The following is a 25287-nucleotide window of genomic DNA, read 5'->3' as shown; positions in this document are numbered from 1 at the left end:
ATATGGGCTTTGTGCCGCTTTAATGAAAGAGGCAGGGCTTTACGATCAGAGAGGAAAGCGTCGCGAGGGTGGCGGGGACGGGTCTCGCTATCCGCCTCGTTTTGCGAGCCGTTCGCGTCGGCGCTGGAGATAGAAGAACGCGCCCAAGGTGCCGAAGATGACGGTGAAGGAGACCGCCGTCACGGAGGTGCCGAGCGCGTAGATTTCGGGCGTCGTGACGGTGGTCGTCAGGGCGGCGAGTTCAAGCGGCAGGGTGTTGGTGGAGCCCATGGTCTGGCTGGAGCGCGCGATCTCGTCCCAGGACAGGGTGAAGCCGAAGAGCGAGATGCCGATCAGGAAGGGCGCGATCATCGGCAGGACCACATAGCGGAAGCTCTGCCAGTTTGAGGCGCCGAGGTCGCGGGCGGCTTCCTCATAGCTCTTGTCCAGCCGGTTGAAGACCGCAAACATGATCAGAAGGCCGAAGGGCAGGGTCCAGGAGAGATGCGCCCCGAGGCCCGAGGTGAAGAGACCGAGCGAGTTGCCGCGCGGGGCCATAAGACCGATGGCGGCGAGCGGCGGGCGAACGATCTCGTCGATGATGCGGAATTCCAACGCGATGCCGAGCGAGACGACGATCGAGGGCACGATGAGGCTCGCGATCGCCACATAGAACAGGGCCGTCGACCCCTTGAACTTCTTGCGGAAGGCAAGGCCGGCAAGCACCGAGATGACGACGGTCAAAACCATGACGGTCGCGCCAAGGGCGAGCGAGCGGCGGAAGGCCGTGCCGATATCGACCACACCGCCACCGCCCCAGAGCCGCTCGAACCAGTAGAAGGAAAAGCCGTTCATCGGGAAGGTCAGGCCGCCCGATGGTCCCTGGAAGGACAGGGTCAGGATGGTGATCATCGGCCCGTAGAGGAAGACGGCGAAGAGAGCGAAGAAGGTCGCCAGGAGATAGAAGGAGCGCGGACGCTTTTCCTCGCGCGGGACGGTTTTCACGGCCATGGTCTCAAAGCTCCTTGCGAATGTCGACGAGGCGCAGCATGCCCCAGATCGTCAGGAGGACAACGGCCAGAAGCACGATCGCATTGGCGGCGGCGATGGGGAACTGCAGGAAGTTGATCTGGGTCTGGATGACCTTGCCGACCGAGGCGATCTGCTGGCCGCCCATGATGCCGATCGTCAGATAGTCGCCGGTGACGATGGTCACGACGAAGATCGAGCCGATGAGAATGCCAGGTTTGACCAGCGGAATGATGACATTGGTGAGGGTCTGGAAACCGGACGCGCCACCGTCATAGGCGGCCTCGATGAGCGATCGATCGATGCGCATCATCGAGTTGAAGATCGGCACGACCATGAACAGCGTGTAGAGATGGATGAGCGCGAGGGCGACGGCGAAATCGGAATAAAGAAGCCATTCGATCGGCGTGTCGATCAGGCCCGCCGAAACCAGCGTTTCGTTGACGAGGCCGTTGCGACCGAGAAGCGGGATCCAGGAGATCATCCGGATCACGTTCGAGGTCCAGAAGGGGATGGTGCAGATCATGAAGAGGGTGATCTGCATGGGCAGGGTGCGGACGTGGAAGGCGAGGAAATAGGCGACCGTGAAGCCGATGCCGAGGGTCGCCGCCCAGACGATCGCGACGAATTTCAAGGTCGAGAGATAAGTCGCGAAGGTGGTGCAGAGCGCCGAACCGCCCGAAAAGCAGCCGTAAAAGACATCCGTGTAGTTCGTCGTGACGAAGGCTGGCTCGATCGAATATTCGGTGTAATTCCAGAAGGAGACGATGAAGGTCGCCACCAGCGGCAGGACGAAGAAGAGCAGGAAGACGAGCGCCATCGGCGCCGCCTGGGCATAGGCGACCCATCGGGGTGTCCAGCTCGTGCGCCGCACCCGTCCTGCGGCGGCGTCCCGCCTCTTGTCCTGGGGGGCGGCCCCGGCATCTGCCGGAGCCTCCAGGGTCTTGGTCATCGCGTCAGGCTGCAATGAACTCGTTCCATTTGCGGATCATGTAGATGTTCTCGTCCATGACGGCGTTCCAGCAGGCGACGCTGCCCATGCGCTCGTCATAGGAGCCGCCGTCGCGCGTTGCGCCGGCCTTTTCCAGAACCTTTCCGTCGGGGGACTTGATGTCCTGTTCCGCCGGCTGGCCTTCGTACCAGTAAGCCCATTCGTATGGCTCGAGCTCTTCCTTGGTGGTTTCCAAGACAGCCGGGTAGTAGCCCTGACGCGAGAGATGGGCGCCGGCCCAGCCCGACAGGAACCAGTTGATGAACTCGTAGGCGGCATCCTTTTCGCGATCGGCGATGGCGACGGGCAGGCCGAAACCGGACGCCCAGGCGCGATAGCCTTCCTTCAAGGGCTGATACTTGCAAGGGATGCCTTGGGTGCGCACCGCGGTGACCGCCGGCGACCACATGGACTGAATGACGACCTCGCCCGAGGCCATCAGATTGACGCTCTCGTTGAAGTCGGTCCAGAAGGCACGGAACTGGCCGGCACGCTTGGCCTCGATGAGGGCGGCGATGGTCGCGTCGATCTCCTCGCGCGTCATGTTGCCCTTGTCGCCATAGGTCATGTCGCCGCGCGCTTCGATCGCCATCGCCGCGTCCATGATGCCGATCGAAGGAATGTTCAAGATGGCGGCCTTGCCCTTGAACTTCGGGTCGAGAAGCGCGGCCCAGCTATCCACCGGCCCGTCGATGAGATCGGGACGGATGCCGAGCGTATCGGCATTGTATGTGGTCGGGATCAGCGTGAGGAACCCGGTTTCCTCCCCGGCGAATTCCGTCGCCTGTTCGGATGGGAGGTAGAGCACTTCGGCCGGCGCGGTTCCGTCGAGGCCGACCTTCTTGCCGTCCACTGTGCCGTTGCGGATGACCGAGGCGATCTTGTCGGCCAGTTTGATCTTGGAGGCGTCGAGACCCATGATGTTGCCGGAGGGCAGAAGCTTCGGCAGGGCGAAATATTCGGTGTCGACGAGATCGAAGGAATTCGGCTGGGTGATGACGCGCTTGGCGACGTCGTCCGTCGTCACCGCGATATACTCGATATTGATGCCGAGATCCTCACCGGCCTTGGCGGCGATGGCGGGAGACTGGTTCACCGCCGTCGACAGATAGCGCAGGGTCACGGGCTCCTGAGCCAAGGCCGGGGTGGGGAATGTGGAGAGCTTGCCGGCAGCGGCGACGCCCGCGAGGGCGGCCGAGCCCTTCAAAAGCGTGCGGCGCGAGAAGCGCTGATTGGTCGTGTCGGTCATCATCCGTCCCTATGATCTGTTTTGGGAAAAGACATGCGAGGGCCGCGTCGCCGCGGCTCAGGCGGCGAGTTCGTGGCGGTCGCTGGCGTGCCAGCCCACCTGAACCTCGTCTCCGACCGAGACGGGCGCCCGGTCGAATTCGTGTTCTGCAAGGGTTGCGAGAAGGTCCGTGCCGTCCGAGCGGCGCATGGCGACGTGAACGGTCATGCCCTGATATTCGACATCGGTGACGGTGGCCCGCTGGCTGCTCGTCTCGTCAGACGAGACCGTGCCGAGAAGACGCACCTTATCGGCCCGCACCGCATAAGCCCGCCCCGCATCGGAGACCACATTATGGCCGCCCATGAACTGGGCGACGAAGCGGGTCTTCGGCTGGTTGAAGATCTCGCGCGGCGAGCCGACCTGTTCGATCCGCCCGTCATTCATCACCACCACCATGTCGGCAAGCGCCATCGCCTCTTCCTGGCTGTGGGTGACGTGGATGAAGGAGATGCCGAAGTCCCGCTGATACCGTTTCAGCTCGGCGCGCATGCGGATGCGCAGGAACGGATCGAGCGCCGAAAGCGGCTCGTCGAGAAGAAGCACCGTCGGATTGGTGACGAGCGCGCGGGCGAGCGCCACGCGCTGCTGCTGACCACCGGACAATTGGGCCGGCAAGCGGTCGCCATAACGGCCCATATCGACCAGCGAGAGCATCTCTTCGGCCCGCGACAGGCGCTCGGCCTTCGGCGTGCCGGCCATCTTCAAGGAGAAGGCGACATTCTCGCGCACCGACAGATGGGGAAAGAGTGCATAGTTCTGAAACATCATCGCCGTGCCGCGTTTGGCCGGCGGCAGATCGTTGACGATCGTATTGCCGATCATGACGTCGCCATCGGAGATGAATTCATGGCCGGCGATCATGCGCAAGGTTGAGGATTTGCCGCAGCCCGACGGCCCCAAAAGGCAGCAATAGGTGCCGGCAGGGATCTTGAGAGAAACTCGGTCGACGGCGGTCGTATCACCATAGGCCTTGGTGACGGCGGCCAGTTCCAGGTCGGCGGCAAGCGATTGCAAGCGGAAGTCCTCGACGGATGCGTGGTTCACGGCATTTGTCGAGGTGATTTGCAAGGCGCATGCCAGATGGGGCAGGCCACACCACCCGTCATTGTTAGCGGCCGCCCAACGCTTTGGACGTCAGCCGTGCCGAGGCGGTCCCTGGGCCAATGTCGAGCCCTGATCGCAGCGCAGGATAAAGCTCGCGGTTCGGCGGTCATCAAGCTCGACAGCCGATTCCGCACATAAAATGATCAGCGCTGCTTTGTAGTGCTAACTTGGTAAGCAGGGCGGCTTAAAAGGGATGGCTTTGCGCAACGGATTGCTGATCTGGCTCAAGTGCTCTTATGGCGTGCGGTGCGCACCTCAAGCCAGTCACAAAGCGTGCGGCGAAGCATTTGGGCGATCCATCCAAAAAGCGCCGCACTATAAAAAATGCCCCCGACAGGATCGGGGGCATTGGTCTCGTCTGTTCGTGAGGCGCGAGCATCCGCAAGAGGGATGGCGCCATTTGAGATCAGCTGCGCTCGTCGACCGGCAGATAGCCGCGCTGAGGCGCGCCGGTATAGAGCTGGCGGGGACGGCCGATGCGCTGCTTCGGATCCTCGATCATCTCCTTCCACTGGGCGATCCAGCCGACGGTGCGGGCGACAGCGAAGAGCACGGTGAACATCGTGGTCGGGAAGCCGAGCGCCTTCAGCGTGATGCCGGAATAGAAGTCGACATTGGGATAGAGCTTCTTCTCGACGAAATACGGATCGGTGAGCGCGATGCGCTCCAGCTCCATCGCCACTTCGAGAAGCGGGTCGTCCTTGATACCGAGCTCGTCCAGAACCTCGTGGCAGGTCTGCTGCATGATCTTGGCGCGCGGATCGTAGTTCTTATAGACCCGGTGGCCGAAGCCCATGAGGCGGAAGGGATCGTTCTTGTCCTTGGCGCGGCCGATGAATTCGGGAATCCGATCCTTCGTGCCGATCTCCATCAGCATGTTGAGCGCCGCCTCGTTGGCGCCGCCATGGGCCGGGCCCCAGAGGCAGGCGATGCCGGCCGCGATACAGGCGAAGGGATTGGCGCCCGAGGAGCCGGCGAGACGCACGGTCGAGGTCGAGGCGTTCTGCTCGTGATCGGCGTGGAGCGTGAAGATCCGGTCCATCGCCTTGGCCAGAACCGGATTGATCCGATAGGGCTCGCAAGGCACCGCAAAGCACATATGCAGGAAGTTTTCCGCATAAGCGAGGTCGTTGCGCGGATAAACGAAGGGCTGGCCGATATGGTATTTATAGGCCATCGCCGCGATCGTCGGCATCTTGGCGATCATGCGCAGCGAGGCGACCATGCGCTGATGCGGATCGGCGATGTCGGTCGAGTCGTGATAGAAGGCCGAGAGCGCGCCGACGCAGCCCACCATGACCGCCATCGGATGGGCGTCGCGGCGGAAGCCGGTGAAGAACCGGTTCATCTGCTCATGCACCATGGTGTGGCGCGTGACGCGATAGACGAAATCCTGCTTTTCCCGGGCCGTCGGCAGTTCGCCGTAAAGGAGGAGATAGCAGGTCTCCAGATAGTCGCCCTTCTCGGCCAGTTCATCGATCGAATAGCCGCGATGGAGAAGGATGCCCTCGTCGCCGTCGATATAAGTGATCTTCGATTCGCAGGAGGCGGTGGAGGAAAAGCCTGGGTCGAAGGTGAAGAGGCCGGTGTTCTTATAGAGCGACGTCACATCGACGACGTCCGGGCCGATCGTGCCGCTCATCACCGCCATATCGGAGCTATCCGATCCGAGTGTGAACTTCGCCGACTGTTCTGTCATGCGTTTCCCCTTCGTTCCAAGCCGAAAAGGCGGACCTTTTGCGGCGCACAAGGTTGTCTCATGGCTCTGCGTACTGCATCCCACCATGGTGGACAAGCGGGGTCATTTGCACTGCGGCGAGGCCGGCCGGCAATAGGCCGATGGTCGTGCCGGGGTCCCGCAAGGTGAGCTTTGGGCTGGAACGGTCCTCAGCGCCTCCCCGCCAAAGGCCTTCAAAGAACCGGACGTTCGGGTGTGCGGGGCGGCGGAGTTAAGGGCCCCGCCGCCAGTCATACGGCTTTAAGCGGCCTGATCCTTCAGCCGAGCCAGCGCTTCCTCCCGGCCCAGAACCGCGAGAACGTCGAAGACGCCCGGCGACACGCTGCGGCCGGTCGCGGCGGCTCTGAGCGGCTGCGCCAATTTGCCGAGCTTCAGGCCGGTCTCTTCGGCATGGGCACGAACCGCCGCTTCCAGCGAGGCGGCGTCCCAGGTCTCGACGGCTTCGAGCTTCGGCAGGAGGCCCGAGATCGTCTCGCGTCCGCCATCGGCAAGCGCGTTCGCCGCCTTGTCCTCTAGGGCCAGCGGCCGGTCGGCAAAGAGATAGGTCGCGCTGTCGGTCAACTCGACCAGCGTCTTCGCCCGCTCCTTCAGCCCGGCCATGGCGGCCAGAAGCTTTTCGCGCGTTTCCTCGTCGCTCCGGCGCTTCAGGATCTCGCCATTCGGCAGATGGTCACGCTCGGCCATCAGCATATCGACGAGGTCCTGGTCGTCCGTATGGCGGATCCACCAGCCGTTCAGCGCTTCGAGCTTCTGGAAATCGAATCGCGCCGCGCCCTTGTTGATTTGCGGCAGGTCGAACCATTCGACCATCTTTTCGGTCGAGATAATTTCCTCGTCTCCATGAGCCCAGCCGAGTCGCACCAGGTAATTTCGCAGGGCCACTGGCAGGTAGCCCATGGCGCGATAGGCCTCGACGCCCAGCGCGCCATGGCGTTTGGAGAGCTTCGCGCCATCGGGCCCGTGGATGAGGGGGATGTGGGCCATCACCGGCACGTCCCAGCCCATCGCCTTGTAGATGAGGGTCTGGCGGGCGGCATTGGTCAGATGGTCGTCGCCGCGCACGATATGGGTGACGCCCATGTCGTGATCGTCGACGACGACGGCGAGCATATAGGTCGGATTGCCGTCTGAGCGCAGCAGGACGAAATCGTCGAGATCCTTGTTGGGGAAGCGAATATCGCCCTGGACCTGATCGTGGACCAGCGTCTCGCCATCGAGCGGCGCCTTCAGACGGATGACGGGATCGACACCGGCCGGGGCCTCGGACGGATCGCGGTCGCGCCAGCGCCCGTCATAGCGGGGCGGACGCTTTTCGGCGCGCGCTCTCTCGCGCATCTCTTCGAGCTCGGCCTGGGTTGCATAGCAGCGATAGGCTTGGCCCTTGGCCAGAAGCTCTTCGGCGATCTCGCGATGGCGCGGCGCGCGCTCATATTGGGAGACCCAGGGCTCGTCGGCTTCGAGCCCGAGCCACTTCAGACCCTCGATGATCGCCGTCACCGCGGGTTCAGTCGAGCGCTCGCGGTCGGTGTCTTCGATGCGCAGAAGCATCTTGCCGGACTTGGCCCGGGCATAAAGCCAATTGAAAAGGGCGGTGCGGGCGCCGCCGATATGCAGATAGCCGGTGGGCGAGGGCGCAAAGCGCGTGACGACACCATCCGTCATGGACATCTCCGTTCGACTGTGGGTCTCAGGACTACACGCGACCCATCGCAATTTCGGTGCCGGTGTGTAGCATAGGCGCCCAGCGAGACAACCGATCGTGGCTCGCCCGGTGACCGAGTGCCGAACGACGCGCGTCTAGCTGGAGTGGGATGCCCGGAAGAGGCCGATGGATTGGATCTCCCCCACGGACAGGAAAGCTCTCACACTTCGCGTCCCTGACCGCGCGGAGATCGCCGACTGGCTGGCCGGTGAATGGCGTCTGGAAATCGACCGCCGGCGCCTCTTCCACCTCTTGCCGGTCGGCATTGGGACCGGCGCGATCCTGGTCTTTGGTGCAGGGGTCGACATCCATTGGAGCCTTTGGGGAGCGCTCCTCGTCCTTTCCGCTTTCCTGAACAGGCGAGCGCGCGCCTTTGGCGCGAGCGGGGCGCCAAGCCTCTTCCTCCTGGCGGTCGCATTCGGCTGTCTCGCCGGTCAGATCGAACTCGCCACGACGCGGACGATCATTCTCTCCGGCGATGCAACCGTGCGGATCACGGCGCGCGTTTTGTCGCACGAAACGGATGAGCGGGGCCGAGCCCGATACTATCTCAAGCTTCTTTCGACCGAACGACCTGTTCTCTCACGGCCACCGCAGATCGTTCGGATCGTCGTATCCGCCAGACATCAGCCGCTTCGACCGGGCGAAATCTATCGGGGCCTTGTCCGGCTCGGGCCACCCTCCGGGCCTGTTCGCCCGGATGGGCACGACTTCGCCTATCGGCCCTATTTCGAAGGTCTCGGCGCCTATGGCTACGGGCTCGGTGGTCCCGATCCGCCGCCTGCCGATGCGGCCGAGCCTGACGCCTTGTCCGGCAGGGATGCCATCAGCCGGTTCATCGCCGCGTTGCGCGGGGTCGTGACGCGGCGGATCGTCGAGGTCATCGGGGGCGAGTCGGGGGCTGTGGCGGCTGCCCTCGTGACCGGGGAGCGGGCCGGCATCGGCCCAGAGGTCGAAGACTCGCTTCGCGGCACCGGCCTTGCCCATGTGCTGGCGATCTCCGGGCTGCACATGGCCCTCGTCGCCGGCACGGCGATGCTCTTGATCCGAAAAGGACTCGTGCTGCTCGGAGGTCTCAGCCTGGTCCTGCCGGTCAAGAAGCTTGCAGCCCTCGTGGCGCTGGCGGTTTCGACCTTCTATCTCATCCTATCCGGCGCGTCGGTTGCGACGGAACGGGCCTATGTGATGATCCTGATCATGCTCGTCGCCGTCCTGTTCGATCGACAGGCGATCACCTTGCGCAATCTATCGCTCGCGGCGCTCGCCATCCTCCTGGTCACGCCCCATGCGGTCTTGACGCCGAGCTTCCAGATGAGCTTTGCCGCAACCCTCGCCCTTGTCGGTTTGTCGCCGCTCTTTCATCGCGAAACCGAGAACCAGTCCCGTGGGCCGATCGGGCGGCTGATGAGGCGTGTCGGCTTGGTCCTGGGCGCGACCCTCGTCACCGCGCTGGTCGCGGGCCTCGCGACAGCGCCTTATTCCGCCTATCATTTCCAGCGGCTGGCGCCCTTCGGGCTTCTCGCCAATCTCTTGACCATGCCGGTCTTCGGCCTCTGGATCATGCCGGCCGCGCTGATCGGGGTGTTTTTGATGCCGTTCGGCCTCGATGGTCCTGTCTTCTGGCTGATGGGGCTGGGGCTCGATTTCGTCCTCTCGATCGCTTCCTTCCTGAATGCGCGCTTTCCGGATCAGGCGGTGGGGCTGATGACACCTTCTGGGCTCGTGGTCTTGACCGCCGGCCTCCTGATCCTTTGTCTTTCGGCCAGTCGGCTGCGATGGGCCTCGCTTCCGATCCTGGTTCTCGGGCTCCTGCTCGCTCCCGATCGGCGCCCGGATCCCGAACTCGTCATTTATGAGGATGGGCGCGATTTCGCGCTTCTCTCGGCCGATGGGCTGCACTACGGCCGCGAACGCCCCTCGCGCTTCGTCGCCGAAGAATGGAGCCGCATTTACGCGCCGGCGATCTCCGAAACCGCCGAAGGCGAAGGCGCCACTGCGCCAGCCGGGACGATCCCCGGCCTCAACGATTGCGAGACCCGCCTGTGCCACTTTCAAACATCGAGTGGCATACGCATCGCTTTTGCGAGGGACTATCGGCTTTTGGGCGAAGCCTGCGATACGGCCGACATCGCCTTTGTCGCGCGAGCGGCACGCACGAGACAATGCCGCTCTGGCGCGGTTCTTGTGACACTCAGGACGCTCCGACAGACCGGCTCGCTTGCGATCGGCCGAGATATGCCGGGCGGCGCCATCACGGTGCGCCGCTCCATCCCCGAAAGACCGCAGGCCTGGAACGCTCATCGGCTCGCGCCCTGGCCGGAATTCTGGCGAAAGCCCACTGGCGAGAATTCCGCCAACGGCGCCACCGCCGATGACGGCAATGGTCAGGCGAGCGGGCAGCCTCAGTGATAGCGACGGATCAGTCCCACGAGGCGACCCTGAACACGGACGCGGTCGGTGTGGAAGATGCGCGTCTCATAGGCTGGGTTGGCCGCTTCGAGGGCGATCGTATCGCCGCGCCGGCGAAAGCGCTTCAGCGTTGCTTCCTCGTCGTCGACGAGCGCCACGACGATCTCGCCTGCCGTCGCCGTCTCAGTGCGCCGGATAATCACCGTGTCGCCATCGAGGATCCCGGCCTCGATCATCGAATCGCCTTTCACCTCCAGCGCGTAATGTTCGCCGCCGGTGATCATGTCGGGCGGGACCGCGACCGAATGGGTGTTGTGCTGGATGGCCGAGATCGGAACACCCGCCGCGATACGGCCCATGACCGGAACGCTGATCGTGTCCGAAGCGGGAGCCTTGTCACGCTCCGGCGCCTTCGTGGCAGCTGGTGGCTGGCCCTTCGAGCCCTGAATGACGCTCGGCTTGAAGCCGGTCGTGGGCGGCGTCGGGGCATGGCGCGGCGACTGGATGGACTCCGGCAAGCGCAGCACTTCCAAGGCGCGGGCGCGATTGGGCAGGCGCCGGATGAAGCCGCGCTCTTCAAGCGCCGTGATCAGCCGGTGAATACCGGATTTCGACTTCAGCTCGAGCGCATCCTTCATCTCGTCGAAGGAGGGCGGAACGCCCGCTTCCTGCAGACGGGAATGGATGAACATCAACAGCTCGTGCTGCTTGCGGGTCAGCATCCGAAGGCCTCCAAAACAGAACCGGATCGACCCTATATGTTCCTTTTGTGTTCCGCAAGTGTTTCTGTGATTCGCATGGCTGGCGTGATACGTCTCAGCTTAGGGGAACAAAGCGGCAGGGTTCGCCCGCTTCGGCGGGATTTGCATTAACCGGACGCAGAAGCAGGGCGTCGGCCTCGGCATAGACCGAAAGGAGCGAGGAATCCTGACGGGGAAGCGGTGACAGAAGCGGGCCGTCCGGTCCCGGCCGGATGACCGAGCGGACGAGATCGGCTCGGCTGCCGTTGGCCGGCATCGCCTCTGCGAGAAACCCATCGGCAAAGAGGGGTCTGTCGGCCAATCCGGCGAGACGACGGATGAGGGGGGCGAGAAACAGCGTTGCGGCGACCATGGAGGAGGCTGGATTGCCGGGCAGGCCGGCAATGCGCATTCCGTCCCTTGCCCCCGCCATGAAAGGCTTTCCGGGGCGCATGGCGACCTTCCAGAAGTCGAGATCGACCCCCTTTTCGGCAAACACCTTTCCAACGAGATCGTGGTCGCCGACGGAGGCTCCGCCGATCGTGACAAAGATGTCGGCCTTCGCTCCGAGCGCTTGGTCGAAGACCGCGTCGATGGCGGCTTCGTCGTCAGGGGCGAGCTCATTGGCGATCACCTCGGCCCCGGCCGCCTCGCAAAGAGCGGCGATCCCGAAGGTGTTGGAGGCGACGATCTGATGAGGGCCGACGGGCTCGCCCGGCAAAACGAGTTCGTCGCCGGTCGACAGAACCACGACCCTCGGCTTTGCGCGGACGACAAGCTCAGGGTGGCCGCCGCTTGCCGCAAGCGCCACAGAGCCCGGGGAGAGGAGGGTGCCAGCGGAAAGCAGCGTTTGGCCTTCCGCGAAATCGACGCCCGCCAGACGGATATGGGCCCCTCGGGCGGGGGCTTCGGTGACCTTGATCGTCGAAGCCTCGACGAGTTCGGCATTCTCCTGGATGAGCACGGTATCGGCGCCCTCCGGCACAGGGGCGCCGGTGAAGATGCGAACCGTTTGACTGTCTTCGATCCTGCCCGAAAAGCCTTTGCCGGCAGCCGATTCGCCGATGACATTGAGATATGATCCCGCTTCCGCATTGGCGGCCTTGATCGCATAGCCATCCATGGCGGAGGCGTTGAAGCCTGGCTGGGTGCGTTGCGCGATCACCGCCTCCGCAAGGACGCGGCCGGAGGCCTGCCTTAGGCCAACCCGCTCGGTGCGCGGAACGGGCTCGGCGCCGGCCAGCACACGCCGATACGCCTCTTCGAGCGGCATCAGGCTCATGAGGGCTGGGCCTCGCTCTCGGCCGTGTCGGGGACGGCCGGAGCCTCGGCATGCCAGTCGCCGGAGCGGCCACCGGATTTCGACAGAAGGCGGATGCCGGTGATTTCCATGCCCCGATCGGCGGCCTTCGCCATGTCGTAGATGGTCAGGCACGCTACCGAGACGGCGGTCAGCGCTTCCATTTCGACCCCGGTCTTGCCCGACACGCGGGCGAGGGCGGTGACCTTCAGACCGACCATCGCGTCGTCCGGCTCCACGTCAACGGTTATCTTGTCGAGAAGCAGCGGATGGCAGAGGGGGATCAGCTCATGGGTGCGCTTGGCGCCCATGATGCCGGCGATTCGCGCGATGCCGATCACGTCGCCCTTCTTGGCTTCGCCGGCTCGGATGAGCGCGAGCGTTTCCGGCGCCATTTTGACGAAGCCTTCGGCCACCGCGATGCGGCGGGTCTCGGCCTTGTCGCCCACATCGACCATGGCGGCGGCGCCGTTTTCGTCGAGATGGGTCAGGCGCGTCTGCGCAGGAGTCTCGTCACTCACTGGGCGGCCTCCGAGCGATGTTGGCCGAGGAGAACGCGGGTCGCGGCCTCCACATCGCTCTGGCGCATCAGGCTTTCGCCGACGAGGAAGGTGCGGATGCCGCGATCGGCAAGGCGCAGGCAGTCGGCATGGGTGAAGATGCCGCTTTCGCCGACAAGCACGCGATCGTCCGGAACGAGCGCCGAAAGCCGTTCGGCGGTCGCAAGGCTCGTTTCGAAAGTGCGAAGATTGCGGTTGTTGATACCGAGAAGCTTCGACTTGAGCTTGAGCGCGCGCTCGGTCTCGTCCTCGTCGTGAACCTCGATCAGGACGTCCATGCCGTGATCGAAGGCGGCCGATTCGAGTTCGCCCGCGAGAGCGTCGTCGACGGCAGCCATGATGATCAGGATCGCGTCCGCGCCCCAGGCCCGCGCTTCGGCGACCTGATAGGGATCGAACATGAAATCCTTGCGCAGCGCCGGGAGAGACGTCGCCGCGCGCGCGGCCTTGAGAAAATCCGGGCTGCCCTTGAAGCTCGGCGCGTCCGTCAGAACCGAAAGGCAGGTCGCTCCGCCCGCCTCATAGGCTGTGGCCAGGCTTGGCGGATCGAAATCCTCGCGGATCGTGCCCTTGGACGGGCTCGCCTTCTTGATCTCGGCGATGAGTGCAAAACCGCCGGCCTCGATCGTCGCTTCGATCGCCTTCAGGAAGCCGCGCGGCGCGCCGGCTTGTGCGATTTCGGCTTCGAGATCGGCAAGGCTCGTCTTCGCCTTGGCGCTGGCGATTTCCTCGCGTTTATAGTCTTCGATCGTTTTCAGGATGTCGCTCACGATGCCTTGCCTCCCAGCCGGTTGGTGACTTCGACGAGGCGATCCAGCGAGGCCTTCGCAAGGCCGCGATCGATGGCGTCGGCCGCCATGGCGACCCCTTCGGCGAGAGTGGCCGCGCGGCCGGAGACGACGAGGGCGCCGCCGGAATTCAAGACGACGATGTCGCGATAGGCGCTCGGCTCGCCATTCAGGACGGCCGACAGCGCAAGGGCGTTGTCGGCGGCCTCGCCGCCCTTGATCGCCGAAAGCGGCGAGCGCTTGAGGCCGACATCTTCCGGGTCCACGGTGAAGGTGCGAATTTCGCCGTCCTTCAGTTCCGCGACCTCGGTGGTGCCGCTCACGGCCATCTCGTCGAGACCGTCGCCATGGACGACCCAGGCCGCTTCCGTGTTCAGCTCACGTAGGGTCTCGGCCATGGGCATCACCCATTCGGGCCCGAAGACGCCGATCAAGAGGCGCTTGACGCCGGCCGGATTGGTCATCGGTCCGAGAAGGTTGAAGAGCGTGCGCGTGCCGAGTTCGCGGCGGGCCGGACCCACATGACGCATGGCCGGATGATGGTTCGGGGCAAACAGGAAGGCGAGCCCGGCTTCCGCGATCGCCTGGGACAGCTGGTCCGGCTTCAGATCGATGTCGATGCCGAGAGCGGCGAGAACGTCCGCCGCGCCCGAGCGCGAGGACAGGGCTCGGTTTCCGTGCTTTGCGACCGGAACGCCGCAGGCGGAGATGACGAAGGCCGAACAGGTCGAGACATTGACCGTGCCGGAATTGTCGCCGCCCGTCCCGACGATGTCGACCGTGCCGGCCGGAGCCTCAACCCGGGCCATATTGGCGCGCATGGCCGAGACTGCTCCGGCGATCTCCTCGACGCTTTCGCCGCGCACGCGCAGCGCCATCAGGAAGCCGCCGATCTGGGCGGGCGTCGCCTCGCCCGACATCAAGATGGCGAAGGCGTCCTCGGCCTCTTTGCGACTCAGCGCCCGTCCGGTCGCGACCTTGGCGAGAAAGGGTTTGATCCGCTCGCTCATCGCACCAGCCCCTTCGCCGCCTCGATCCCCGCCGGATAGACCTGGACCGGATATTCGCCTCTCACCCGCGTCACATAGCTCTGCAGAAGATCGTCCGTCAGCCGTTCGGCCATCTGCTGGCGCTGGCTGTCGGTAACGTTGTCGGCCGGGCTCGCCGGCGGCGCCACCTCGTCGATGCGCAGGACGATGCGGCTGCCGCTTTCGCGCCCCTCCGCCTCTTCGATCGCGCCGCGACCGGCCGAGAAGGCGGCCTCGGTCGCCTGGCGGCCGATCTCGCTTGCCCCGCTCTGGCGGGTAATGCCGAGCGCGGTCTGGACAGTGAGGTCGTTCTCGGCCGCGACATTCTCCAATGGCGTGCCACCGCGGGCAGCGTCGAGCACGGCCTTCGCCCGCTCGCCGACGACACGCTCCGTTTCGGCGGCGCGCCAATCGGCGAGGACCCGATCGCGGACCTCGTCCAGCGTCCGGTCGCGGGCCGGCTCGATCTCGGTCACGTCGAAGAACAATGTGCCATTGCCCGCCGTCTGAAGGGGCGCATTGTCGAAGCCCGGCTCGACCTGGAAGACCTCACCGAGAAGTTCGTTCGAATCGGGAAGGTCGGCGATCCGTTCGCCGTCCTTTCCGCGACCCTGGGCGTCGACGCCTTCATAGGTCTTCACCGGAATTCCGGCGCGCTCGGCGGCCTCTTGGAAGGTCGCGCCGCCCGCTCGGGCATCCTCATAAGTGTCATAGGCCGAGTTCAACGTGTCGGCAGCATTCGCAATGGCAAGATCCCGGCGGATCTGGGGCGCCACCTCTTCGAGCGGCTGGACGCTGGCCGGCTGAATCTCGCTGACCCGCAGAATGGTCGGCCCGAAGCGGCCATCGACGACGCCGGACGTCGCCCCGCTTTCGAGCGAGAAGGCGGCATCGGCCAGGGCCGGATCGGGCAGGCCGTCGCGGGTGACGAGACCGAGGGACAGATCGGCCGGATTGCGTCCGGCATCTTGAGCGATCTCTTCGAAGCTCGCGCCATTGGCGAGTTTTTCGGCCGCGGCATCTGCGGCGGCCTGATCCTGGAAGACGATCTGGTCGACCCGGCGCCGTTCCGGCGTACCATAGCGGCTTTGGAACTGCTCGTAATCGGCCTTGATCGCGTCCTCGGTGACCGAGGCTTCGTCGGCCATCGTCTCCGGCGTCAGCTCGGCGACTTGGAAGGATCGATATTCAGGGGCCGCATAAGTCTCTTTGTTTTCGTCGAAATAGGCCGTCAGCGTTTCCTCGGACGGATCGGCGATCGGGCCGACCGAATCCGGTCCGACGACCACATAGCTGATATTGCGGCGCTCGCCATTATAGAGGCCCATGGCGTCGCGGAAGGCGGTCGGGAGCGTGACACCGTTCGAGACCGCGTCGACGATCTGGGTGCGCGTTGCCGCATCCTGCTGGCTCTCGATATAATTCGCCTCGTTCAAACCGACGCTCGCCAGCGCGTTGCGGAACTGGGCGCGGGAGAAATTGCCGGCGGCGTCCTGAAAGCTCGGATCGTCGGCGATCAGCCGGGCGAGGCGCTCCTTGGAGAGGCCGAGGCCGATCTCGCGACCCTGCTCGGTCAGAACCGCGCCGGAGAGTAACTGGGAGAGGACGCCCTGATCGACGCCGAACATCTCGGTCTCCTCTCGGGTCGGCACGCGGCCGATCTGCTGGGCGATCGAGCGTCGCACTTGATTATAGGCGAGGGCATATTCCTGAAGCGGCACCGAGGTCTCGCCGACGCTGAGGACGGCATTGCTCGCGCCACTGCGGAAGACGTCCCCGATCCCCCAGACGGCGAAGCTGACGACCAGGAGGCCGAGCAGCAATTTGGCTGTCCAGCCCGAGGCCGCGCGGCGCAGCGAATTCATCATGATCTTGTCCTCGATCCTCCCGCGCCGTCGCGTTCCGGCGGCGGTTCGTGTCCGCCCCTATTAGGAAATGGGCCCCGATGGGCGCAAGCGGCCCCGATCGATTGATTGCCTCGCGGATTGATTTCGTGGGGCCTTGCCGTTACGTGCGAGCCGACAAGACGACAAACGAAGACGCCGGAAACGGACTTGCGCCTTGCTTCAGGCATGACGCGGTTTCGCCTCAGGGAGTTTGACGATGACGCTGACACCACTGATCGCCGGCAATTGGAAGATGAACGGGCTTCTGCGGTCGCTGACCGAATTGAAGGGCATCTCCGACGCCGCGAAAGAAGGCCGGATGGAAGGGCTCGACCTTCTCATCTGTCCGCCCGCGACCATGCTTTCGGCAAGCCGGGGCATTCTGAACCGGGTTGCGTCCGTCGGCGGGCAGACCTGTCATGCGCAAGCCTCAGGCGCCCATACCGGCGAGATCGCCGCCGAAATGCTGAAGGACGTGGGCGCGACCTATGTGATCGTCGGCCATTCCGAGCGGCGCGCCGACAATGGCGAGGACGACGCGGCGGTTCGCGCCAAGACGCAGGCCGCCTGGCGCGCCGGGCTGACAGCGATCGTCTGCATCGGCGAAAGCCAGGCCCAGCGCGACAATGGCGAAACCCTCGACGTGCTCGGGACCCAACTGGCCGGATCGTTGCCCGATGGCGTGACGGCGACGAACACCGTCATCGCCTATGAGCCGGTCTGGGCGATCGGCACCGGCCGCACCCCGACCACCGACGACGTGGCCGAGGCCCATGGCTTCATTCGCCAGACACTGACGGATCGGTTCGGAAACGACACCGGCGAGAGCGTTCGCCTCCTTTACGGCGGTTCGGTCAAGCCGAACAACGCCACCGAGCTTCTGAGTGTCGCCCATGTGAACGGCGCGCTTATCGGCGGCGCCAGCTTGAAGGCCGCTGATTTTATCGCGATATGCGAGGCGACGCCGCGAGCCCAAGGCGCGGGTGAGCCGCAGCAGCAGTCGCAACCGGCGTCGGTGGCGACGGACGAGGACAATTTCGACGACTTCGAGCCCGATCTGTCGGAGCTCGAAGCCAGCTTGCAGAACGGCTTGGATTAATCGGGCCGGTTGGTTTAGAAGGCGCGCAATTCCAGCGAAGGCGCGTTCCGGACAGTTCATGGACACAATTCTCATCATCATCCATTTGATGATCGTCGTCGCGCTCGTCATCGTGGTGCTGTTGCAGCGCTCCGAGGGCGGGGCGCTCGGCATCGGCGGTGGCGGCGGCGGTCTAATGTCGGCGCGCGGAGCGGCCAATGCGCTAACGCGCACGACCGCGATCCTGGCGGCCGGCTTCTTCATCACCTCGCTGACCCTCGGCATCCTGGCGCGCTATGGCTCGCAGCCGACCGACATTCTCGACCAGCTGCCGGCCAATCAGGGCCAGGGCCAGAATGGGTCGAGCGATGGCGGCAGCCTCCTCGATCAGCTCGGCGGCTTGCCTGCGGAGGAAAACGGCGGCACGAGCGCTCCTGCGCCGGCTGCCAGTGGCGAGGCTCCGGTGGTTGCGCCGACGACTCCTGCGGCGCCGGCCGACGACAATTCGTCGCTGATCCCCGAATCGACGCTGATTCCGGATCTGACGACGACCCCCGAGGCGAGCGAGAGCGCGCCGGCGGCGGGCGAAACGTCGACAGGCCAGACCTCGACAGGTGCCGCGACGTCGACCGAGACCGAATCGCCATCCACCGAGAGCGACGCTGCGCCGCAGAGCGATACGGCGCCGGTCGGCGAGATCCCGGCCAATCCCGCGCCGGAAGCCGCGAACGCAGCCGACTCCGAGCCCATCGCCCCGGTGGAAGCGCCTTCGGCAGTCGAGCAGGCGCCTGAGACGCCTTTGAGCGACGAGGGGTCCGCGACGACGGGTGAGAGCTCCAATGCGTCGCCGACGGATGCGAATGGCACGGCCGCGCCGGCTACTGGCAATCAGCCGGCCGGTCAGTAAGACGCCGCTCTCACGACGGCGAAATCGACACGGGGCGCGGCGAGCGCCCCGTTTTCTTTGGAAGGGTTCGCTTTTTCGGCTGGAAGAATCCGGGCGAGCGCGATATCGGGAAGGCCCATGGCGCGATACATCTTCATCACCGGCGGCGTGGTTTCATCACTCGGCAAGGGCATCGCTTCGGCGGCCCTCGGCGCACTTTTGCAGGCGCGTGGCTACCGGGTGCGGCTGAGAAAGCTCGACCCCTATCTCAATGTCGATCCGGGCACGATGAGCCCGACCCAGCATGGCGAGGTCTTCGTCACCGATGACGGGGCCGAGACGGATCTCGATCTCGGTCATTACGAGCGCTTCACCGGCCGCTCGGCCAACAAACAAGACAACATCACCACCGGCCGGATCTATCAGGGGATCATCGCCAAGGAACGGCGCGGCGACTATCTCGGCGGCACGGTTCAGGTGATTCCCCATGTCACCGATGCGATCAAGGAATTCGTCCTCGACGGCAATGAGGACTATGATTTCGTCCTCTGCGAGATCGGCGGCACGGTCGGCGACATCGAGGCGCTGCCTTTCTTCGAGGCGATCCGTCAGCTCGGCAACGACCTGCCGCGCGGCGGGGCGATCTACGTCCATCTGACGCTGATGCCCTATATTCCAACGGCGGGCGAATTGAAGACCAAGCCCACCCAGCATTCGGTGCGCGAATTGCGGGCCATCGGCATCGCGCCCGATATCCTGCTCGTGCGCGCCGACCGACCGATCCCCAAGGAAGAGCGCCGCAAGCTCTCGCTCTTCTGCAATGTCCGCGAGACGGCGGTCATTCAGGCCCTTGACGTCGCCACCATCTATGACGTGCCGATCGCCTATCACCATGAAGGCCTCGACACGGAAGTCCTTGCCGCTTTCGGCATCGACCCGGCGCCGAAGCCCCAGCTGCATCGCTGGCATCAGGTGGTCGACGCCATCCGCAATCCGGAAGGCGAGGTGACGATCGCCATCGTCGGCAAATATACGGGCCTCAAGGACGCCTATAAGTCGCTGATCGAGGCGCTCCAGCATGGCGGCATCGCCAATCGCACGCGGGTGCGGCTCGACTGGATCGAGGCGGAGGTCTTCGAACAGGAGGACCCGGCGCCTTATCTGGAGCGAGTCAATGGCATTCTCGTGCCGGGCGGCTTTGGCGAGCGCGGCTCGGAAGGCAAGATCCACGCGGCTCGTTTCGCCCGCGAACGCCAGGTCCCCTATTTCGGCATCTGTTTCGGCATGCAGATGGCGGTGATCGAGGCCGCGCGATCGCTCGCCGGCATCGACAAGGCGTCCTCTACGGAATTCGGCGCCACCGAGGAGCCGATCGTCGGCCTCATGACCGAATGGCTGAAGGGCAACGAATTGGAGAAGCGGGCGGCCGAGGGCGATCTCGGCGGCACCATGCGCCTCGGCTCCTACAAGGCCTCGCTCAAGGACGGCTCGCGCATCGCCGAGATCTATGGCGACACCGAGATCGTTGAGCGCCACCGCCACCGTTACGAGGTCAATCGGGCCTATCGGGAGCGCCTGGAAGCGGCGGGCATGAGCTTTGCCGGCATGTCGCCGGACGGCCTTTTGCCGGAGACGGTGGAGCTTCCCGACCACCCCTGGTTCATCGGCGTCCAGTATCACCCGGAACTGAAGTCCCGCCCCTTCGAGCCTCATCCGCTCTTCACGAGCTTCATCGAGGCGGCGGTGAAGCGGTCGAGGTTGGTTTGACGCGCGGGGCGAAGATGCGCGCGCTCGATCATCTCGTTCTGCCGTTTATCGATCTGGCGCAAGCGCGGGACTGGTTCTCGCGTCTCGGCTTCACTGTCGCGCCGGATGCGCGTCATCCGTTCGGCACCGAAAATGCCTGCGTCTTTTTCGCCGACGGAACGTTCTTCGAACCGCTCGCCATCGGCAGTGCCGAGGATTACGCCCGTGCGCTCGAAGGCGGAAACCTGTTTGTCGAGCGCGACGAGGGTTTTAGGAGCCACGCACCGGATGCTGTCTCGGCGATCGCGCTGAAATCGAGCGATGCTCTGGCCGATCAGGCCCATCTTCGCGCTTCTCAGCTTGGCGAAGACCGCCTGACCGAGTTCGAGCGCGATCTCACTCTGCCGTCGGGTGAAGCGGCTCGTCTGTCCTTCCGGCTCGCTTTTGCGAAATCCTTTGGCGATCAGACGCCGACCGTCTTCTTCTGCGAGGCACGCCATCGGCTGAGCGTCGATCGTTCGGCGCTTCTCGCCCATGCCAATGGGGCCATGTCGATCACAGGCGTTGATTTCGAAGCGGGCGATCTGGAACGTGCGACCCGGCATATCGAGGCTGTCTTCTGCTGCGAGGCGCAGGTCTCACCCGATCGCGGAATCGTCTTCGATCTCGCCGAAACGCGCGTGACGCTTGCGCCGGCCCAAGAGGGCTCCGATAAGGCGGCCCTTCGCGTCGCTGCCGTGACGGTCGGGGTCGACAGTCTTTCGAAAGCCGAGGCCTGCCTGACCGGATCGGACATCCCATATTCGGCGGACGATGAAACCATCACCGTCGCCTTTCCCAATGGCGACGGCCGCCTCGTCTTCGTGGAGGAGCCCGTATGAGCCTCATCCCCCATCCGGTCAGCGCCAAGGGCGTGACCTTTTCCAATGACGCGCCCTTCGCTCTCATTGCCGGACCCTGCCAGATGGAGAGCCGGGACCACGCGATGATGATCGCGGAGAGGATGAAGCGGATCACCGAGGACCTCGGCATCCCTTATGTCTTCAAGGCGAGCTTCGACAAGGCGAACCGCACCAGCCTCAAGGGCAAGCGCGGGATCGGGCTGTCCGGCGCGCTGCCCGTGTTCGAAGAGATCGGCAAGACCTTTGATCTGCCGGTCCTGACCGATATCCACACCGAGGAGCAGTGCCGCGAGGTCGCCTCGGTCGTCGATATCCTGCAGATCCCGGCCTTCCTCTGCCGGCAGACCGACCTTCTGGTGGCCGCCGCCGAGACGGGGCGTGTGGTCAACATCAAGAAGGGCCAGTTTCTCGCGCCTTGGGACATGAAGAATGTCGCGGCGAAAGTGACCGATAGCGGCAATCCGAATGTGATCCTGACCGAGCGCGGCGCCTCCTTCGGATACAACACGCTCGTCTCCGACTTCCGGGGCCTGCCGATCATGGCCGAGACCGGCCATCCGGTGGTCTTCGACGCGACCCATTCGGTGCAGCAGCCGGGCGGGCAGGGCGGTTCGTCCGGCGGCGAGCGCCGCTTCGTCGAGACCTTGGCGCGGGCGGCCTGCGCCGTCGGTGTCGCCGGCCTCTTCATCGAGACCCATGACGACCCCGACAACGCACCCTCGGACGGCCCCAACATGGTCCCTCTGGATCGAATGCCGGAGCTCTTGAAGCGGCTGAAGGCGCTCGACGATCTCACCAAAGGCTTTTGACCGATCGGCGGGCCGTGCTTGCGGCCCGTTACAGAAGCTCGCGCCAGAGGTCTTTGACCGTCTCCATGACATGGCGTTCGGTATAGCCGGTGAGAATCCTCTCCCGCGCGGCCTTGCCCATGGCGGCCACCCTGTCCGGTTCGCCCGCCAATGCTTCGATGGCGCGCGAGAAGGCGGGCGCGTCCTCGGAGGCGAGGACAAAGCCCTCAATCCCGTCGCGCACGAGGTCCCGGCAACCGGGAACGTCGCTCGTCAGGATCGCCCGTCCGCAGGCCGCAGCTTCCAGAAGCGTGCGTGGCAGACCCTCGCCACCGCGTGAGGGAAAGATCGCCGCGTGATGGGCGGCCCAGACGGCCGGGATATCTCGCGTCGGCCCGGCCCAGCCGATGCCGTCTCGCGCGTTCCATTCATCGAGCGTCGCTTTCGGAATCGCCCGCGGATTGTCGCCATCGGGCGCACCGAAGATCGTCAGCGAGACATCGACCCCGCGCTGTCTCGCCATCGTCACCGCCTCCACAGCCGTGTCGACACCCTTCGACCAGACCATCCGCGAGACGAGTGCGAGCCTTAGGCCTCGCCCTTTCGGCAAAGGAGCGGGTGGATAGGCTTGCGGATCGACGCCGGCGCCGCCGACGATGCGGATGCGCTTGTCGTCGGGGCTAAGCCGCAGAAAACGGGCGTCCTGCGCATTTTCTAGAAGAAACCGTGTCGTCTTCGGCGAAAGCGGGCCGGCGATGGCGCGGCCGAGAAGCGCGCGGGCGAGCCGCCCTTTCAGATCCCGCCGGGCACCCAGAAAGCCGAGACCGGTCACGGCTTGGACACTGGGCGGATTGCCGGCCATCCGCCCGGCAAGGCCGGCAATCAGGATCGAGCGGAGCGAGATGGCATGGATGAGGGCGGGGCGCTCGGCTTCGAGGATCGCGCCGAGACGGCGAACCGCCTGCATGAGAGAGGCCGGCCCATTCTCCCGCCGTTCGAGGTCGAGCGGCACCAGTCTTGCGCCGGTCGCCTCGATCGCCTTGCGATGGTCGCGGAGGCGGGTCACCACCACGGGCTCGAAACCGGCCTCCACCGCCGCCCGCGCCATCGGCAGAAAATGGGAGGCGAAGAACCAATCCTCCGTCACGACGAAGACAAGCCGTGGGCGGGCACCGGTCGCGCCGTGTGTTGGGTTCGAAAAGCTCGGAGACGAGGTCGTAACGGACATGAGGCAGCGGGCGAACGAGGGAGATGGGACGAAAACGAAGTCGTGCCCAGCGCTAGCCGATCGCGCCGACGCCTCCAAGTGTCGTCGCGACAAAGCGCTTCGAAAGAGCGACGAGAGACGAAGGATGAGCGACATGACGCCTGATCGCGGCACGGATCATATGGAGCCTGTGAAGGGCGGGCGGCGCGTGAGCGCGAGCGAACCGGCCGAGACGCCGATGGACGGGCTTTTCTTCGGCGTCGTCGCCATGCTGCCGCTGCTTGCCGGCGGCATCGGCCTCTTCGTTCTGCCCGACAATTGGTCCTTCCTGACCCTCAATCTCACACTCTTCTGGGGCGCGGCGATCCTCTGCTTTTTGGCGGGCGTTCGGCGCGGCGTCAGTTTCCGCCAGCCAGGCGGGCCGAAAGTCACTCAGATCGCGATGATGCTGTTCCTGTTCATCGCAGGCTATGGCGCCATCGTCGCCACGGTATGGGCCTTTCCCCGTCTCGCCATCGGTCTGGAACTGGCCGGCTATCTGGCGCTTGCGATCCTCGACCCGCTCAGCGCGCGAGCCGGCCGGGCCCCGCTTTATTTCGCGAGCTTTCGCCCCTGGCAGATGGCGATCCCGCTGGTCTCGCTCCTCCTCGTCGGCGCCTATGTCCTGACGAGCCCGTTCTTCTGACCCTGCGGATCGCACTGAGCGGAGTGAGCCAAGCATGGCAGCAAACGGCGCGAAGACCGCTCTTGGCAGAAATTTGTCCCTGTCAGTGCGGAAACTTTAGGACGGAAACCGGTGCGAAGCCGGCTGTCTTCGCCTATGTTCCGCGCCAAGTAGAGAGCGTTTTCGAAAATGCTCCGCCCGATTTTCAGGAAGAACGGGTCCATGGCACTGCCGACCGGGCGCATCAGCGCCCTTGGCCGCTCGCATCGGACCCGACGAACAGATCAGAGGTTGTCCATGAGTTCCGTTGCCGAAACCGTCGAGGCCGCACCCGCCGGGGAATTCCCGATTCCCGCCAATGTCTTTGCCGAGACGGTGACGTCGGTCACCCATTATACCGACCGTCTGTTCGCCTTCCGCATGACCCGCCCGCAGAGCTTCCGCTTCCGCTCGGGCGAATTCGTCATGATCGGCTTGCCCAACGCGGAAAAGCCCGTCTTTCGCGCCTATTCCATCGCCAGTCCGGCCTGGGATGAGGAGTTGGAATTCTTCTCGATCAAGGTGCCGGGCGGACCGCTGACCGAGCATCTGCAGAAGATCAAGGAAGGCGACACCGTCCTCATGCGCAAGAAGCCGACGGGGACGCTCGTCCACGATGCGCTGAAGCCGGGCAAGCGCCTGTTTCTCTTCTCCACCGGCACCGGCATCGCGCCCTTCGCTTCCGTGATCCGTGATCCGGAGACCTATGAGAAGTTCGATCAGGTCGTTCTCACCCAGACCTGCCGGCTCGATGCCGAGCTGTCTTATGGCCGCGAGCTCGTCGCCCATATGCACAGTGACGAGATGATGCAGGAGGTCATGGCGGGCAAGGATCTGAAGTTCCACGCCACGGCCACCCGCGAAGGCGAGACGAAGGGCGAGCGCATCACGACGCTGATCGAGAATGGCAAGCTGTTCACCGATCTCGGCATCGCGCCGCTCGATCCCGCGAACGACCGGGCGATGATCTGCGGCTCCATGGCGATGCTGAAGGACACCGAGGCCTTGCTCCAGGCCAAGGGGTTCGAGGAAGGCGCCAACAACTCCCCTGGCACCTATGTCGTGGAGCGCGCCTTCGTTGACTGATTGGCGCTCGCTACTGTTCGAGCGCAAATGGGGAGCGCAACTTTTTCTTCGGCTGGCCGTTACAATGGCAACGGAATTGTTCGTAGAAAAGGAGTGCCAGCCATGATCGGTTGGGCTATTACGTTCCTCATCATTGCTCTGATTGCCGCTGTACTGGGTTTTGGTGGTATTGCGGGCACTGCGGTCGGCATTGCGAAGATTATCTTCTTCGTCGCAATTGTCCTTTTCGTCATCTCTCTGATCTTTGGTCGCCGCCGCGCTCTATAAGCGCTGTTTAAGACCGATCAGGCTTGCAATGTTGAAAGCCGTCCATCTTCGCGATGGGCGGCTTTCGTCTTTTTAACTC

General features: G+C 64.4%; 20 protein-coding genes and 2 pseudogenes. 9 read left to right on the top strand and 13 right to left on the bottom strand.

The features are described 5' to 3' along the window. Positions 1-87: 87 nt before the first annotated feature. From B9A15_RS16055 to gltX, 6 genes are all read right to left on the bottom strand, one after another. Positions 88-990: an ABC transporter permease gene (locus B9A15_RS16055; RefSeq protein WP_084411529.1), complete on the bottom strand. Its 903-nt coding sequence runs from the start codon at positions 988-990 to the stop codon at positions 88-90. A gap of 4 nt (positions 991-994) precedes the next feature. Next, positions 995-1960 carry an ABC transporter permease gene (locus tag B9A15_RS16050; protein ID WP_139798438.1) on the bottom strand — a complete coding sequence of 322 codons (966 nt, stop codon included), beginning with the start codon at positions 1958-1960 and terminating at the stop codon, positions 995-997. 4 nt (positions 1961-1964) lie between these two features. After that, the gene (locus B9A15_RS16045) at positions 1965-3248 is read right to left on the bottom strand and encodes an ABC transporter substrate-binding protein (RefSeq protein ID WP_084411554.1); all 1284 of its coding nucleotides are present in this window, start codon (positions 3246-3248) and stop codon (positions 1965-1967) included. A gap of 57 nt (positions 3249-3305) precedes the next feature. Continuing rightward, positions 3306-4334: an ABC transporter ATP-binding protein gene (locus B9A15_RS16040; RefSeq protein WP_244556988.1), complete on the bottom strand. Its 1029-nt coding sequence runs from the start codon at positions 4332-4334 to the stop codon at positions 3306-3308. 466 nt (positions 4335-4800) lie between these two features. Beyond that, positions 4801-6093: a citrate synthase gene (gltA, locus tag B9A15_RS16035; RefSeq protein WP_084411528.1), complete on the bottom strand. Its 1293-nt coding sequence runs from the start codon at positions 6091-6093 to the stop codon at positions 4801-4803. Positions 6094-6372: 279 nt separating this feature from the next. Continuing rightward, complete coding sequence (gene gltX, locus B9A15_RS16030; RefSeq protein WP_084411552.1) at positions 6373-7794, bottom strand: glutamate--tRNA ligase; 1422 nt, start codon at positions 7792-7794, stop codon at positions 6373-6375. A gap of 166 nt (positions 7795-7960) precedes the next feature. Between gltX and B9A15_RS16025 the strand changes: the two genes are divergently transcribed. Beyond that, on the top strand, positions 7961-10243 hold the full coding sequence (locus tag B9A15_RS16025; protein ID WP_084411527.1) for a ComEC/Rec2 family competence protein: 2283 nt from the start codon (positions 7961-7963) through the stop codon (positions 10241-10243). On the opposite strand, the gene lexA is transcribed toward B9A15_RS16025, so the two are convergent. The 6 genes from lexA to B9A15_RS15995 all read right to left on the bottom strand — a co-directional run bounded on the left by lexA (position 10237) and on the right by B9A15_RS15995 (position 16527). Further along, complete coding sequence (gene lexA / locus B9A15_RS16020; protein ID WP_084411526.1) at positions 10237-10965, bottom strand: transcriptional repressor LexA; 729 nt, start codon at positions 10963-10965, stop codon at positions 10237-10239. The two genes, B9A15_RS16025 and lexA, sit on opposite strands and share 7 nt — an antisense overlap. A 94-nt stretch (positions 10966-11059) precedes the next feature. Continuing rightward, positions 11060-12265: a molybdopterin molybdotransferase MoeA gene (locus tag B9A15_RS16015; RefSeq protein ID WP_084411524.1), complete on the bottom strand. Its 1206-nt coding sequence runs from the start codon at positions 12263-12265 to the stop codon at positions 11060-11062. Then, on the bottom strand, positions 12262-12804 hold the full coding sequence (gene moaC / locus B9A15_RS16010; RefSeq protein WP_084411523.1) for a cyclic pyranopterin monophosphate synthase MoaC: 543 nt from the start codon (positions 12802-12804) through the stop codon (positions 12262-12264). The genes B9A15_RS16015 and moaC overlap by 4 nt, the downstream gene beginning before the upstream one ends. Then, positions 12801-13613: an indole-3-glycerol phosphate synthase TrpC gene (trpC, locus tag B9A15_RS16005; protein WP_084411521.1), complete on the bottom strand. Its 813-nt coding sequence runs from the start codon at positions 13611-13613 to the stop codon at positions 12801-12803. Before trpC ends, moaC begins: the two co-directional genes overlap by 4 nt. Next, complete coding sequence (trpD, locus tag B9A15_RS16000) at positions 13610-14641, bottom strand: anthranilate phosphoribosyltransferase (RefSeq protein WP_084411519.1); 1032 nt, start codon at positions 14639-14641, stop codon at positions 13610-13612. Before trpD ends, trpC begins: the two co-directional genes overlap by 4 nt. Beyond that, positions 14638-16527: a peptidyl-prolyl cis-trans isomerase gene (locus tag B9A15_RS15995; RefSeq protein ID WP_084411517.1), complete on the bottom strand. Its 1890-nt coding sequence runs from the start codon at positions 16525-16527 to the stop codon at positions 14638-14640. The genes trpD and B9A15_RS15995 overlap by 4 nt, the downstream gene beginning before the upstream one ends. 229 nt (positions 16528-16756) lie before the next feature. Between B9A15_RS15995 and tpiA the strand changes: the two are divergent. From tpiA to kdsA, 5 genes and pseudogenes are all read left to right on the top strand, one after another. Then, positions 16757-17512 (top strand): annotated as a pseudogene (tpiA, locus tag B9A15_RS15990) (triose-phosphate isomerase); the annotation flags it as partial. 190 nt (positions 17513-17702) lie between these two features. Next, positions 17703-18152, top strand: a pseudogene (gene secG / locus B9A15_RS23455) (preprotein translocase subunit SecG); the annotation flags it as partial. Positions 18153-18647: 495 nt separating this feature from the next. Beyond that, positions 18648-20276 carry a CTP synthase gene (locus B9A15_RS15980; RefSeq protein WP_084411511.1) on the top strand — a complete coding sequence of 543 codons (1629 nt, stop codon included), beginning with the start codon at positions 18648-18650 and terminating at the stop codon, positions 20274-20276. 14 nt (positions 20277-20290) lie between these two features. Then, on the top strand, positions 20291-21136 hold the full coding sequence (locus tag B9A15_RS15975; RefSeq protein WP_139798436.1) for a VOC family protein: 846 nt from the start codon (positions 20291-20293) through the stop codon (positions 21134-21136). Continuing rightward, positions 21133-21966 (top strand): 3-deoxy-8-phosphooctulonate synthase, encoded by an 834-nt coding sequence (gene kdsA / locus B9A15_RS15970; RefSeq protein ID WP_084411507.1) that lies wholly within the window; start codon positions 21133-21135, stop codon positions 21964-21966. Before B9A15_RS15975 ends, kdsA begins: the two co-directional genes overlap by 4 nt. 28 nt (positions 21967-21994) lie before the next feature. Here the strand turns inward: kdsA and B9A15_RS15965 are convergent, their stop codons facing one another. Continuing rightward, the gene (locus tag B9A15_RS15965; RefSeq protein ID WP_084411551.1) at positions 21995-23173 is read right to left on the bottom strand and encodes a glycosyltransferase family 4 protein; all 1179 of its coding nucleotides are present in this window, start codon (positions 23171-23173) and stop codon (positions 21995-21997) included. A 133-nt stretch (positions 23174-23306) separates the two neighbouring features. Here B9A15_RS15965 and B9A15_RS15960 point away from each other — a divergent pair, with 133 nt between their 5' ends. The 3 genes from B9A15_RS15960 (at position 23307) to B9A15_RS15950 (ending at position 25208) form a co-directional block, all read left to right on the top strand. Continuing rightward, a complete protein-coding gene (locus B9A15_RS15960; protein ID WP_084411505.1) occupies positions 23307-23837 on the top strand; it encodes a DUF3429 domain-containing protein in 531 nt (176 codons plus the stop codon). Between the two features lie 276 nt (positions 23838-24113). Further along, entirely contained in the window at positions 24114-24941 is an 828-nt protein-coding gene (locus tag B9A15_RS15955; RefSeq protein WP_084411503.1) for a ferredoxin--NADP reductase, read from the top strand. 102 nt (positions 24942-25043) lie between these two features. Beyond that, positions 25044-25208 carry a DUF1328 domain-containing protein gene (locus B9A15_RS15950; protein ID WP_084411501.1) on the top strand — a complete coding sequence of 55 codons (165 nt, stop codon included), beginning with the start codon at positions 25044-25046 and terminating at the stop codon, positions 25206-25208. Positions 25209-25287: the final 79 nt, after the last annotated feature.

The organism is Fulvimarina manganoxydans, from assembly GCF_900176465.1.
GTDB classification, from domain to species: Bacteria; Pseudomonadota; Alphaproteobacteria; order Rhizobiales; family Rhizobiaceae; genus Fulvimarina; species Fulvimarina manganoxydans.
This window is presented reverse-complemented; position numbering and strand designations above follow the sequence as displayed.